The sequence below is a fragment of the Dialister sp. CAG:357 genome (assembly GCF_000435155.1).
GTDB lineage: Bacteria > Bacillota > Negativicutes > Veillonellales > Dialisteraceae > Dialister > Dialister hominis.
Genome location: NZ_FR896430.1, coordinates 602 through 807, shown reverse-complemented (window position 1 = coordinate 807; position 206 = coordinate 602). Strand labels below are relative to the sequence as shown.

The window sequence follows — 206 nt, the reverse complement described above, 5'->3', positions numbered from 1 at the left end:
TACCGAAGATGTGGAAGACATTCATGTACATAAATATGGTGCTCATATTTTTCATACCAACAATAGAACAGTATGGAATTATGTAAATCAGTTCGCAGAATTCAATCGATTCACTAACTCGCCGGTAGCTAATTATCATGGCGAATTGTATTCTCTTCCTTTCAATATGTACACGTTTAATAAGATGTGGGGCGTTGTTACTCCAG

At 36.4% G+C, this 206-nt stretch carries 1 pseudogene; it reads left to right on the top strand.

What is annotated here, in order from left to right:
• Positions 1-206 (top strand): annotated as a pseudogene (locus M3200_RS05510) (UDP-galactopyranose mutase); the annotation flags it as partial.